This window comes from Wolbachia endosymbiont (group A) of Eristalinus aeneus, assembly GCF_964026915.1.
Classification (GTDB): domain Bacteria; phylum Pseudomonadota; class Alphaproteobacteria; order Rickettsiales; family Anaplasmataceae; genus Wolbachia; species Wolbachia pipientis.
Map to the genome: position 1 here is coordinate 514,309 of NZ_OZ034712.1, position 12,309 is coordinate 526,617.

General features: G+C 33.5%; 9 protein-coding genes and 1 tRNA gene. 6 read left to right on the forward strand and 4 right to left on the reverse strand.

Translation table 11 applies throughout. The annotated features are described in order from the left end of the window. Positions 1-3: 3 nt before the first annotated feature. Together nusA and AAGD62_RS02615 are read right to left on the reverse strand one after the other, a co-directional pair. A complete protein-coding gene (nusA, locus tag AAGD62_RS02610; RefSeq protein ID WP_155969521.1) occupies positions 4-1,566 on the reverse strand; it encodes a transcription termination factor NusA in 1,563 nt (520 codons plus the stop codon). Positions 1,567-1,654: 88 nt separating this feature from the next. Next, positions 1,655-4,720, reverse strand: coding sequence for an efflux RND transporter permease subunit (locus AAGD62_RS02615; protein WP_155969523.1), 3,066 nt, complete (start codon positions 4,718-4,720; stop codon positions 1,655-1,657). 175 nt (positions 4,721-4,895) lie between these two features. On the opposite strand from AAGD62_RS02615, the gene AAGD62_RS02620 reads away from it, so the two are divergent. Continuing rightward, on the forward strand, positions 4,896-5,627 hold the full coding sequence (locus tag AAGD62_RS02620) for a hypothetical protein (RefSeq protein WP_155969525.1): 732 nt from the start codon (positions 4,896-4,898) through the stop codon (positions 5,625-5,627). A gap of 3 nt (positions 5,628-5,630) precedes the next feature. Here AAGD62_RS02620 and AAGD62_RS02625 read toward each other — a convergent pair whose 3' ends face one another. Next, positions 5,631-6,368: a glutamine synthetase gene (locus tag AAGD62_RS02625; RefSeq protein ID WP_006280263.1), complete on the reverse strand. Its 738-nt coding sequence runs from the start codon at positions 6,366-6,368 to the stop codon at positions 5,631-5,633. Between the two features lie 326 nt (positions 6,369-6,694). On the opposite strand from AAGD62_RS02625, the gene dnaA reads away from it, so the two are divergent. Beyond that, positions 6,695-8,077, forward strand: coding sequence for a chromosomal replication initiator protein DnaA (gene dnaA / locus AAGD62_RS02630; protein WP_010962298.1), 1,383 nt, complete (start codon positions 6,695-6,697; stop codon positions 8,075-8,077). Positions 8,078-8,104: 27 nt separating this feature from the next. Here the strand turns inward: dnaA and AAGD62_RS02635 are convergent, their stop codons facing one another. Then, positions 8,105-9,379 carry a metallophosphoesterase gene (locus tag AAGD62_RS02635; RefSeq protein WP_155968229.1) on the reverse strand — a complete coding sequence of 425 codons (1,275 nt, stop codon included), beginning with the start codon at positions 9,377-9,379 and terminating at the stop codon, positions 8,105-8,107. 190 nt (positions 9,380-9,569) lie between these two features. On the opposite strand from AAGD62_RS02635, the gene AAGD62_RS02640 reads away from it, so the two are divergent. The 4 genes from AAGD62_RS02640 to virB9 all read left to right on the forward strand — a co-directional run bounded on the left by AAGD62_RS02640 (position 9,570) and on the right by virB9 (position 12,309). After that, a tRNA-Leu gene (locus AAGD62_RS02640) sits at positions 9,570-9,657 on the forward strand. Positions 9,658-9,686: 29 nt separating this feature from the next. Next, positions 9,687-10,769 (forward strand): GTP cyclohydrolase II, encoded by a 1,083-nt coding sequence (locus AAGD62_RS02645; RefSeq protein WP_155968232.1) that lies wholly within the window; start codon positions 9,687-9,689, stop codon positions 10,767-10,769. A gap of 72 nt (positions 10,770-10,841) precedes the next feature. Further along, positions 10,842-11,522: a virB8 family protein gene (locus AAGD62_RS02650; RefSeq protein ID WP_155968235.1), complete on the forward strand. Its 681-nt coding sequence runs from the start codon at positions 10,842-10,844 to the stop codon at positions 11,520-11,522. Next, the gene (virB9, locus tag AAGD62_RS02655; RefSeq protein WP_174515708.1) at positions 11,509-12,309 is read left to right on the forward strand and encodes a P-type conjugative transfer protein VirB9; all 801 of its coding nucleotides are present in this window, start codon (positions 11,509-11,511) and stop codon (positions 12,307-12,309) included. The genes AAGD62_RS02650 and virB9 overlap by 14 nt, the downstream gene beginning before the upstream one ends.

Sequence of the window (12,309 nt, forward strand, 5' to 3'; positions counted from 1 at the left end):
TTATTATATTAATCCAAGCTTTTTACGTGCTTCTATGATTATTGAATCTACTGTATCTTTTAGATCTTCTTTGCTATCGGATGAGGAAGAGAGTATGCTGCAAAACTCATAACTTGATAAATCTGCTATGTCCTCTAAAGTCTTAATATCATGCTTACTAAGAGCAATTTTATTGTCTATTGATAAAGTTAAATTGATTACATCATCCTCCATACCTAAACTTTTTAGCTCTTCTATTTTTCTATCATTTTCTGCTTTCAGGTACTTATTTGCTCTATTATGAAGTTCGTTTGCAATATCTTCATTAAAGCCCTCTATTGAAGCAAGCTCTTTAATTGAAGCGCTAGATATGTCTTCTACACTTGAAAAACCTTCTGTTACCAATAGCTGACCCATAATCTCTTCTAAGTTTAAAGCTTCAGCAAATAAAGCTGAACATTGACTAAGTTCTTTACTTCGCCTTTCTGATTCTTGCTGAGTGCTTAATATCTCAATTTTCCATCCAACAAGCTCTGAAGCTAATCTTACATTCTGGCCCTTTTTTCCTATCGCTAAACTCAATTGATCTTCAGCAACTATTAACTCTATGCAATTTTCATTTTCATCAATAATAACCTTCGATACTTCTGCAGGAGTAATGGCTTTAATAACAAATTGACCCAAATCTGAGGAGTAATTTATAACGTCAATTTTTTCACCATTTAATTCGTGTATAATAGTTTTTATTCTATCTCCCTTAACTCCAACACAAGCACCTACTGGATCAATGTTCTTGTCGGGAGAGAAAACGGCAACCTTAGACCTTGAACCAGCATCTCTAGCTATACCTTTAATTGTCACTAATCCGTCAGCAATTTCTGGTATTTCTTGATTTAATAATGCCTCCAAAAAGCCTTCATGAGTCCTAGAAAGAATAATTTGATGTCCATCATCAGAGCGCTTAACAGTCTGTATGTAAGCTTTAACCTTATCACCTTCACGAAATGATTCACCACCAGTTAAATTTCGCAATGGAAGATATGCCCTAGTGCCATTTATGTCTATAATAAGATCTGAATATTCTACTTGTTTAACAATACCATACCTTATTTCTCCCACCTTATCTTTAAATTCCTCATATTGCTTTTTTGACTCTTCATCTTTAATTATTTGAGCAATCTTTTGCTGGGCAATTCTTGCTGAAGCAAGATCAGTGTTAAGAGAGAGTAATTCACTAACAGTATCTCCAACTTTTGCATCTCCTTTTATTAATTTAGCTTGTGTAAGCGTAATTGATTCACACTCGGTATTCTCTTTTTCATTTGATTCATCATCAATAACTTTTAGTTTTCTATATGAAGTAACTTTGCCTGTGTTTCTATCTATATCAACTACAATTTTACTTTTGCTACCATATTTTTGATGAGCCACTGCTTCTATAGCACTTTCTAGTGCCTTTATTACAACATCAAAATCTAAACCTTTTTGAAGTGAAAGCTCTCCTGCTGTTTTTATTACATCAAGGCTTCCAACTATGTTATTCTTGTTACTTTTCTGCTTAACACTGCTTTTACGATTAGCAATCATAATAAATAAATCCAATGTAATTAGTTATAATTATAGCTCCAACGGGCAAAGAACACTATCTTAAATGTTAAATGATTGCTAATTTAAGTCAAGTTTTTTCATGTCTTTGTATAACAAGCAACGCAGGAGTAAAGAATAAAGTTAAAACCGTTGCAGCCAATATTCCACTTGCTATGGTTGTTGAAATGTCAACCCACCACTGGCTTGATGGAGCATCATATGTGATTTGTAGCGTAAAAAAATTGATATTTAACCTGGTAATCATCGGTATTAAACCAAGAACTGTGGTTGCAACGGTAAGCAATATTGGCCTAACGCGAGAAATTGCAGCGTTTATTACACATCGCTTGATGTCATTTTTGTGTACCTTAATTTGGTGATGAAAGGCATCAAGTAATAGTATGTTATTATTCACTATAATTCCCGCCAAAGCAATTATCCCCACTCCACACATAACAACTACGAAAACTTGTTGGATAAGAAAGAAAACAAAAAACACACATGTTGTGGATAAAAACACTGCTGTCATTACGATAAATGTATGGTATACATTATTAAACTGTGTCACTAATACCAATATCATTAGTGTAATCGCTAATATAAAAGCCTTTAACAAAAATGCTCCTGATTTTTGTTGATCTTCTTTGTCGCCTTTAAAATCAATTTTTACTCCCTTGTCCCAATCCTGGGCAATAGAATTCTGAATGAACTTTACTCTTTCATCAACAAGATAGCCAGTATCCAGGTCAGCAGAGATTGTCACTGTGCGTGATCCATCAATCCTACTTAGTTTGTTTACCTTTTTTTCGGGGGCATATTTTACTATGTTGCTCATAGGATACGGGCCATTAACTGTATTGATAAAAAGATTGTCTATAGTCTTCATGTTGCGGTCTCTTCTGGGGAAACGGAGTACAATATCGATTTCTTCATCCGTGTTATTTGGTCTATATTTTCCAATCAACACTCCATTTGTAACCATCTTTATAAAATCGCCAATGGTTGCAACACTTACTCCAGAACTTGTAGCCTTACTCTTATCAACGCTCATATTCCACTCTATTTCAGGTGCTGATCTGCTATCTTGAATATTTATAAACCCGGATGAAGGTTGGTTCATAATTTCTAGAATTTTCTCTGCTGCTAAATTCAAACTGGATACACTCCCGCTGAGGTTAATTTGTATTGGCTTGTCAGCCGACGGTCCTGGCTTTTCCTCTTGAACATTAATTATTATTCCTTTCATGTCTTGCACACTGCTCCTTATATCATTTAGTATGTGCTTAGCTTTGCGCCTGAAGCGCCAATCCATAAGTTCTAGTTGTATTCTGGCGATAACGTTGTCTGAAAATGCTCCTGATCTAGCATAAGAAACATGAATTTCTTTTTCAATGCTCAAAATGCGTTCTTCCACTTCTTTGAGTATCAGATCTCGTTCTTTGGCTGATAAGCTTTCTTTTGCTTTAACACTGATTAAAATATTATCTGAATCCACTTTCGGAAAAAACTTTACTCCAGGAGCAAAAGTAAAGTACAGCACACTAAATGAAAACAAAACGAATACAGTAGCACATACGAATTTTTTAGGATGATCCAAAACCTTCTCTAGCATGCGTACGTAAGCTCTTATTATAGGCCCAGCATTTTTTATTTCACCACTTTCTATAGCACTCATTTTTTTTATTTCTTTTTTTGAAGTTATCGAAGGCTTACCAAATATTGCACCAAGTGTTGGTATAAAAACCAAAGCCATAATGAGCGATCCAGTCAAAGTTAGAATTATTGTAATTGGTATGTACTGCATGAATTTACCAACAGTATCAGGCCAGAACAATAGAGGAAAAAACACTGCTAATTTAGTTAACGTTGATGATAGAACCGGATAAAACATATCACGAACTGAAGTGTAAAAAGCTTCTACTTTGTCCATTCCGCAGATCATCTTTCTATCGGCATATTCGCTGATCACAATTGCATCATCAACCAGCATGCCAACAGCCATGATTAAACTGAAGAGCACAACGATATTTAAAGTGATGCCCATAAAGTAAAGAGCTATTATTCCAATGAGAAAGGAACCGGGTATCGAGAGTGCCACAAGAATAGCAATCCTTGTTCCCATCGAAAGCATCATTATGATCAATATTAACAACACAGCGAATATTATGCCGTTTTCCAAGTCATCAAGCACATCGCGGACGTTTTTTGACTGGTCGTTTAAGTACACCACTTTTAAATTTTCAGGTAATTGATCTTTTGCCTTATCCATTAAGTATTTTACTTGATTTACTGTGTCTATTATGTTTTTTCCATTACGTTTTGAAATTTCTAGCACGACACTAGGTAATCCATTAATGCGAGCAAACCCTTGGTGATCCTCAAACCTAGGGTATACTTTTGCTATATCTTTGATTCTCAAAACTGCATCGCCTTGAGATCTAATAGGAATATTCATAATATCTTCTATATCTTTTAATAACCCTGATATTTTAATCGAATATTTACCGGCCAGTGACCCAGCTCCCACTAGTCTGTTATTGCTTGATATAGCTTGGAATATTTCGTTTGATTGAATGTTATATTTTGTTAGAACTGTGGGCTCAATTATAACTTCCACTGTTTCTTTACGCATACCCGCCACTTCAACTTTGAGAACATTTGGCAGAGATTCTATTTCTTTCTTTAGCTTGCGTGCTATTTCAGTTAAGGCTCTTTCTGGCAAATTACCAATTAAGCCGACATTGAGTATCGGAAATAAGCTCAAGTTTATTTCATTGATTATCGGAGATTCCGCTTCAACAGGTAACTTCGATTTTATGTTTGAAAGCTTTGAACGAACATTATCGAGTACTTCTTTATTATCATACTCTGTTCCAAATTCGAGTATCATGTGAGCACCATCATTAGTTGCAAAAGCTCTCAATTCTCTTACACCTTCGATGGATCTTAGTTCATTTTCTATAGGAAGCACTAATAGCTTTTCACTATCTTGAGCAGAAATCCCAGGAAGTCCAACAAACACGCTGATTATAGGAATCTGTATATCAGGATTGCTTTCCCTTGGCATTTTTACATAAACGTATGAACCGAAGATAAAAATTACTATAAGTAATAATACCACCGCCCTGTTTCGCTCTATGAGTAAGCTCTGCATGTTGAATGTTAGCTGAATATGTGTGTTTGTACAATATTATAGTCGAGATACATTGCATATTAATTAATCCTTGTGTAGCTTTAAAACTTTACGCAAATAATTAAAATTTTCGCAAAATTGCAAGTATAAGAAAATTCCTGTATAATAATTCTAGAACAGTATTTGAGAGGTTATTATGGTGGCAATTCTAAATGTAACAAAGGGCAAAAATAAAGTTATTGTGTCTGGATTAGCTGGAGCTTTATCAGCTTTAATATTTTTAACAGCAATCCACATTGCCGCAAAGATAGCCATTATCGTTTCTGCCGCTGCAGTTACTTACTTATTACTTTCGCTGGTTCATAAAATAAGAACTAAAGCTGAAATTACTCGTGTTTCAGGAGATAAAGTTTCAGAAGATGAAGGGTATAGCAGTGTTGATGAAGGTGAAGAAAAAGATACCGTAAAAGAACCAAAAAGAACTGAAACTGAGCTAGAAGAAGAAATAATAAGGAAAAGAGCACAAGAACGCATGGAGAAAGGATCACTTGGTGGTCCTATAAATGCGTTTGGCGAACCAATTCATGTGACTATAGATGCTGAAAATAGTAATCCTGTTGATTATACAAAAACTATGGTAGTGCCTGAGGAAATTGTTCTTAGCATGCTAAATGATAAAACTCTTACACAAAATAACTCTAGCTCTATAAAGAATCAGATGAAACCTCTTCCTGAGCACATGGATGTGCCTGGTAATCCACTTCCTGGGCAAGTGTTAAGCAATCTAGAGCTTGAATCTAAAAGCACGCAGAAACTATCTGCTTTAGACTTGCTATTACAGTGCAAAAATGTAGATAATGATGTAAAAAAAATGCTAAAACAGCCAATTACCCAAAAGGGGTTTAACGGATTAGGATTTGATAGATAGTTGTTATATTAACCTCTCCATCTCATATTGAGGATCAGATGCAATGCCGTAGACCCTATTTGGCGGAGCAATTTTGTTCTCTATACCAAAAACCATACCTTCAATTATTGCTGTGAGTACTTTTTCAAGGTCACAATCTGCTCCGGGAACGCGGTGCTCTAGGCGGCATCTTTTGAAATCGTTGCCAAAATAGGGAATTCTTATCGCAGCAGTTCTGTTATTTACTCCCCAACTAATCGTAGTTGGAGTGTGAATATCCGGATACTGAAATCTTAAATATGAATCATCATTTGGAGCAAAAAACAACATATGTTTTTTCATCATTGCACATAATCCACCAATACTATGAATCAGATAGTCACTGTACTTTTGCTCATTGATATAAAATAAGTTACCGTTATTTGAATTCACGAGATTAACATGCACATTTAATGCACTGCCTGCTCTATCCAAATAAGGCTTTGCTTTAAAAGAAACATTCCCACCTAGTTTTTGTGCTGTTTCAGTAAGTGATTGTTTTGCTAACTCAAAATGCTTAATTAAATTGTAGGAGTTCGTATAACAACCACTTTTTATCTCATACTGATGTGTAGAATTCTCCTTCTCGCAAGAAAATTCAAGAGATGCTATTTTATTTTTGATGCTATTCAGAAATAAGTATTCTTTTTCTATTCCTTCAATGTAAAACTCTAGTTCAATACCGAATACAGCATAACAACTCAAATTACTTAATATAATCATAAATTTGCTTCAGTAAATCTATATTAGGTTAGCTATATTTATATGAATACTTTACTTATTTGCCAGTAAATTTAACATCTTATTTATACATAATGTATTACTGTTTTTAATAGCATGCTTCTAATCCTCGATACAAGCGACATTTACAAATTTTTCATTTTTTTGAAATAAAAATGATCAATTTTAATGTTTTTATACCCTTTACAACCCATCAAAAAATCACCATAATTTTTAGTATGTATTAAGTAGTATTAGCTTTTCATTTTGCAGTAAGCTATTGATTATCTTATATTTTTCTAATTATTGCTTTTTTCTTGGTGTGGTATATGAACTTAACTAGCCCTAAGGTTTCTACTATGTTTTTTGATCAGATTATTACAGTAACGGATCACAATGTTACTTGGGAAAAAATCCAAAATTGTCTTTATAATCTTTATGGAGAAGCAACATATAATAGCTGGCTGAGTTCACTAAAATTTGTCAGTAGCAGAAATGGGGAAGTTCTTTTATCCGTGTCAACAAGGTTTATAAAAGAGTGGATTACAGTTCATTACATGAAAAAAATATTATCATTATGGCAAAGCGAAGATAAAAGTATACGTTCTATTGATATTCAAGTAATTGAGGAGAGGAATTCAAATTTTAATGTTATACTAAAAAACAGAGAGGAAAGTAATCATAATCTTGGTTCGCCGCTGGATCCAAGGTTCACCTTTGATAATTTTGTAGTGGGAAAGCCAAATGAATTAGCATTTACGGCGGCAAAGCGTGTGGCAGAATCTATAGATCCAATATTAGGCAGCAATCCTTTGTTTCTATATGGTGGAGTGGGACTTGGTAAAACACATCTAATGCATGCTATAGCTTGGCACATAGTCAATTCCCCATCAGCAAAAAGAAAAGTGGTGTATTTATCAGCAGAGAAATTCATGTACCAATATATTACAGCGCTGCGAAGCAAAGATATTATGTTATTTAAAGAGCAATTTAGATCAGTAGATGTATTGATGGTAGATGATGTGCAATTTATCAGTGGTAAAGATAGTACACAAGAAGAATTTTTTCACACTTTCAATGCATTGATAGACCAAAATAAACAATTGGTTATATCAGCTGATAGGTCTCCTAGTGATCTTGATGGAGTGGAAGAAAGAATAAAATCACGACTCGGTTGGGGGTTGGTGGCAGATATTAATGAAACAACTTTTGAATTAAGGCTTGGTATATTGCAGGCAAAAGTGGAGCAGATGAATATGTATGTTCCGAAAGATGTCCTAGAGTTTTTAGCAAGGAACATAAAATCTAATATAAGAGAATTAGAAGGAGCATTAAATAAGGTTACCCATACCTCATTAATTGGAAGAAGTATGACGGTAGAATCAGCTAGTGAAACCCTAATCGATCTTCTTAGGTCAAATCATAGGTCAGTCACAATAGAAGAAATACAAAAGAAAGTAGCTGAATTTTTCAATATAAAGGTTGCAGATATGCAATCCAATAGAAGGCTTCGCAGTCTTGCAAGGCCAAGACAAATAGCTATGTATTTTGCCAAAAAATTTACGCAAAAAAGCCTACCAGATATTGGGAGAAACTTTGGTGGCAGAGACCATGCTACTGTTATACATGCAGTAAAACAAGTAGAAAATTTTATAAAGACCGACTCAAAATTTGCTGATGAAATCAATCGATTAAAAAAAATGTTTAAGTAGCGTTTTTAAAATAGCTAATAACAAATCCTAAAATGAATCGACTATAGTTTTAATCCGTTTAAGTTTAAAATCTTCTGTTAGCTTCGCAGAATACATTTCCTTATTGTGTTGATTATAGAAGGTAAATTCGTGATCATCTAAATTTAGTATTGCAAAGCCAAAGCCAAAAAAGTTTCTAACCTCGTGTGCTAAGTAGTTTTTACCATTTAAATAGTCAAATTCTACATTTTGATAAACAGATTCTTGATCTTGAGCGTGTAATGATGCACCACCGTTTCCAACTATAATTTGGTCTGGAACATTATCCATTAATAAAATCTGGGCTATATGAATGTGGCCAGAAACTATGGTAGTAACATTGCTTGGAAATTTATCTCCAAAAGCTTCGATTTGTATAAGATTACCATGGCTTTTTAATGTCAAAAATTCTTTTTTTGGAGATCTCCAAAGCGGTTTATGAGTTAAAAACCACATGGGCTTGTCAGAACTATTTTGTATCAATTTATCAAATTGCCTCTCAAAAGCATCAATTGTGCTTTGGGTTGTAAAAATATCCTCACCGGATGAAGAGTCGAAGATAAAAAATTTCATCGGTCCAGCATCTAAGGACCAACTAGAAACGAAGTTTCCACATTTTTCAGACGAAAAGGGGTATGAATCTAGATACCTGAACCATCCTTCATAAGCTCTATCACAACTCTCATGGTTTCCACGAACAAAAAGGAAAGGGGATTGTGATAAAATATCCTTTGCAGGCTCAAACCAATCAGCGTACCAAACTTCTTTATTATATCCATAAATATCGCCACACTTTTTTGTATTTCTACATTTTGTTTGTCTATAATGATAATCACCAACATGGATAATTAAATCTGGTTTATGAAGGGCGATTGAATCTAAATTTTTTTTTAAAGGCCAGCTATCTACCGAATTACATTCCTGCTGAAATAACATATTTATTCTACAGCCCGTGTCACCAATGAAAGCAATTTTATTAACCTTTTTTGGTAATATAGGAACCCGTAGATCCTCAATACTAATGTTTTTGGCACTTGTTTGTACTGTCAGTTCACAAACTGTTTCGTTATGATCACCATTGTTAATTGAGCTGCGATTCAGCATTTCTGTTTCCTCGCCATCAACATAAACAATGGGACACATGTCATTGTCCGTAATTGCGCGTATGCTTAGTTTATTTTCTGGGATAACTTGAGACCATGTGTATAATATTTGTGCATGGACGAAATGAAAGCTAGTTATAAGAGAGAGAGCTAAAAAAATAAAGATATTAGCTATATTCATTTGTATAAAAACCTAAGTTAAAAATTAGTAGTAAGGTTATCTTAAATGATTAAAATTTATAATCACAAAATTCATAATCAAATTATACAAACAATTTCTAAATTATTCTAGTATCAGATTGACACTCTAGATGAAAAATTCTAAAATGATTAAGTAATTTAAAATAATTATATAAAAACTAGAATATAGTGCGGCCGTGGTGGAATTGGTAGACACGCAGCGTTGAGGTCGCTGTGGCTCATAAGGCCTTGGAAGTTCAAGTCTTCTCGGCCGCACCAGTTTTTATCGCTGTTTAATATGGGTAAAAATGTTTATAGGAAATCAGAATAGCAATAAGGTAGAAAGAGCTATCAGCGAAATCAGGCGCGGTCGGCCAATTGTAATATATGATGAAAGTAATTACCTATTGTTTGCTGCTGCTGAGGCTTTAGAAAGAGATTTATTTAATCAATACAAGCTTACATCAAGTAATGTATATGTTACTTTAACTTCAAGTAAGGTAAAATACATATCTCAGAATAAAGAACATAACAGCAAACGTCTGTTGGTGAATAATTTTGATGAACTGCTCTATTTAATAAACTGTTCAAAGGAAGATTGCATAAAAGAGTTGCAATGCTCAAAGACAATAGATGAATGTGCTATTGCCTTGCTTAAGTTCTCAGAATTATTGCCATACGCGTTAGTGGCTGATATGACTTTTGAGAATAACCATGAAATGCGAAATTGGTGCGAGAAAAATGACGTTATTGCACTGGACACGTCATTCATAAATAATTTTCAAGAAAATCAGGATGTATATGAAGTGTGCAAAACATCATTATTTTTAAAACAGACTCAAGAAGTAAATATCATATCTTATAGAACCGAAAGTGGTGGAAGAGAACATCATGCAATTATCATTGGCAATCCAGATAAAGATGACGAACCATTAGTGAGAATTCATTCTTCGTGCTATACGGGTGACTTGTTAGATAGCTTGTCATGCGATTGCAGAAGTCAGTTACATCAAGCAATTCAAATGATAGCTGACTCTGGAAGTGGTATTATATTGTATTTGATGCAAGATGGAAGAGGCATTGGTTTAACTAATAAGTTAAGAGCGTACAGTATGCAAAGAGGACATAATCTTGATACTGTTGATGCAAATAGAATATTGGGTTTTGAAGATGATGAAAGGAGTTTTGCTGTTGCAGCTAAAATGCTTAAGAAATTGAACATTAACAAAATCCAATTACTTACAAACAATGATAGGAAATTGTCAGAATTGGAAAGTAGTGGTATAGGAGTTACAAAGTGTCTACCACTTATTGTGGAACGTAATAAATATAACGATTCATATATGGAGACAAAGTTTGGTAAATTAGGCCATAGATTAAGAGTTTTTTAGCTTTTTTGCTGTAACTACTTTGTTAATTTGCTATGTTTATTAACATAAGTTAAGATTTTTAGGAATACTAAAATGCTAAGATTTTTTAAGCAAGAAAAAAATACTGAATCCTTAGATAAGGATATAAATTGGAATTCAAACCGCTACAGCACAGTTATTGCTCAAAGGAATATTCTACTTTTATTTGCATTAATATTATTAGCAACGATCTCTATCAGCATATTAGTCATATTTAAAATTAGCACAAGTAGCACTATTGAGCCATTTGTTATAGAAATTGACAAGAAATCAGGAATAGTGCAATTGGTTGATCCTGTCACAGTAAAACAGTATTCTGCAGATGAAGCGCTAAACGATTATTTTATTTCAGAGTATATAAAAGCAAGGGAGGTTTTTGATCCATATCATTATAATTATAACTATTATACAAAGGTGAGGTTGTTTTCCTCACCTAATGTGTATAATGAATTTAGAAATTATGTAGGATCGCAGAATATGGATGATCTTTTTAATTTATATTCAGATACCAAAAGTGAATTTAAAATTCGCTCAATTCAAAAGTTGGGTAACGATGCTCTTCAGGTGAGATTTTTTGTGGAATTTACACGGAAAGATGGAAGTTCTACGAGAAAAAATAAGATAGTTATTATGTCATATAGATATGCATCGCTTGAAATGGATGATCAGCAAAGATATATTAACCCATTAGGATTTCAAGTTATTTCATATAGAGTAGATGATGAATATGTATAGGATATTATTAGTTTTAGCTTTACTTGTAAGTGGCAATTTAAACGCATCCATTAATTATAATGAGCCTATTTCTATAGATAGTAGAATAAAGACTTTTGTGTATAGCCCTAATGAAGTATTTACGGTGGTTTTTAGTCAGGGTTACTATTCTTATATTGAATTTGCGGAAGGAGAAAAAGTTAAAAATATCGCTGTTGGTGATGCATCAAGTTGGAAAATTAATCCTTATGACAATAAATTGCTTATCATGCCATTTGAAGTTAGTAGTCGCACTAACATGATTATTACGACAACTAAAAAAAGAAATTACATTTTTGATTTAATCTCAAGGCCAAACTACGATAAATACCCGGATACTGATGCTAAGAAAGTAGATCACGATTATTCTGCTGAAAAGGATATATCTTACGTAGTACGTTTTTATTATCCTCAAGAAGAAGGTGAATTTGATGTTGATTTAGATGAGGTTTCTTTACCTACTCAAATGCAATATACTACAGACAAGCTAGAAAAAATAATACAAGAAAATGATACGAAGTACAATTATACATATATTGATGAAGGTGGTAATGCGGATATAGTTCCGATCGAGTTATTTGATGATGGTTATTTAACCTATTTAAAATTTAGAAATAATAATAAAATACCTCAGGTTTTTGTAGAAGGGGAGGATAAACCTTGTAAAAGGCTGTTATTTGATGATTATGTTATAATAAAAGGAGTACATAAAAAGCTATTTATGCGTTATGAAGATGGTGAAGTTGAAATTATAAATAGGTCACTTTAG